We start from the raw sequence: 560 nt of genomic DNA, 5'->3' as shown, positions 1-560 counted from the left end.
GGCTTCGTCGGCTTCCTGCTCGGCGGCTACTCGGCGCCGTTCTGGGGGGTGTTCGCGCTCGCGCTGTTTGCCGCCGGCTGGCTGACGCGGCTCGGCCGCGGCCCGCATCTCGCCACCCGGTTCGCGGCGATCGCGCTCGGCCTCACCGCCGGCATGCCGAACATCCGGCCGGTCGAGTTCGGCTTCGTGCTGCTGGCGGTCGCGGTGGCCGCTGCCGCCCGCACGATCGACCACGTTCGCCACGGTCCGCTGCCGGCGCCGGCCGGCTTCGTGCCGCCGTCCGGGTTCGCGCGACACTCCGAATGGCTGCGCTTCGCCGCCGCCTACGCCCTCGTCGCGATGGTCGGCCTGTGGATCGGCAACGCGCTCGGCATGACCCGGGCGATCTGGATCACCGTCGCGCCGCTCGTCATCATGGTGCCGGACGCGCAGGCGACCCACCGCCGGATCGCCGAGTTCATGTTCGGCACCACGGTCGGCGTGGTGATCGCCTGGGTGCTCACCCACGCGCTGACGCCGGTGCCGCTGGTGCTCGCTCTGCTGGCGATCGCGCCCTTGGT

Annotated in this window: 1 protein-coding gene; it reads left to right on the top strand. The window is 73.4% G+C overall.

The genetic code is table 11. The features are described 5' to 3' along the window. A partial coding sequence (locus A33M_RS21930) for an FUSC family protein (RefSeq protein ID WP_040622789.1) occupies positions 1-560 on the top strand: 560 nt, incomplete at both ends.

The organism is Rhodovulum sp. PH10, from assembly GCF_000293785.1.
GTDB lineage: Bacteria > Pseudomonadota > Alphaproteobacteria > Rhizobiales > Xanthobacteraceae > Rhodoplanes.
The sequence above is the reverse complement of the archived record's forward strand: the minus strand, read 5'-3'. Positions and strand labels throughout refer to the sequence as shown.